Raw genomic sequence first — 564 nt, 5'->3', positions numbered from 1 at the left:
GGATTTGAAATTGGAATCGAAATTTTTCTTCTTCCAATAAGTTGCATAGCGATTTTCTGATATGACATCTAGATATCTCGCCTTATACATCAAAGCATCAACAGATATTCCAAATTCTGATTGAAGGTTTTTCAACTCAACTAAAGCTATGTCGTGGCGTTTTTCGCCAATAGACTGGAGGAAAGTCTGTCTTGGCATCAACACTTCATTGGCAAATATATTGCAGTATTGTTTTTCCATCTTTTCATCCATATCTTCTGAAAAATGAAGCAATGGAAAGCGTCTGAAGCTTCTACTTCTACCACAATGATACCATTGGTCTCTAAGATATTGATGACGTTTGTAATAGCGGCATTGCCAATATTCCAATCGGTGCGGAGTTTGGTTGCTGCGCTGAAAACATCATTTAAAGACTTTACTTGGCAAGTAAAGGAGGAAGCATCAAAATGTCTTTCGATTCCACAAATGTCTTCTATTTCATTGATGCGTTCAATGGTATCTTCCACCATGAGATTAATGGATTTCTCTTCCTTAGCACTCAGGCGAGTTAGTTTGCGGTAATTG

The 564-nt window shown here is 37.6% G+C and carries 2 protein-coding genes; both read right to left on the bottom strand.

The features are described 5' to 3' along the window. Nucleotides 1–240 (bottom strand): ImmA/IrrE family metallo-endopeptidase (locus tag ACQRBJ_RS16170; RefSeq protein WP_445304251.1); only part of this gene is annotated, 240 nt, incomplete at its 3' end. Continuing rightward, nucleotides 198–564: hypothetical protein (locus ACQRBJ_RS16165; RefSeq protein WP_445304250.1), on the bottom strand; the 367-nt coding region annotated here is incomplete at its 5' end. The genes ACQRBJ_RS16165 and ACQRBJ_RS16170, both read right to left, overlap by 43 nt.

Source organism: Prevotella sp. SGI.167 (assembly GCF_050313615.1).
Classification (GTDB): Bacteria; Bacteroidota; Bacteroidia; order Bacteroidales; family Bacteroidaceae; genus Prevotella.
This window is presented reverse-complemented; position numbering and strand designations above follow the sequence as displayed.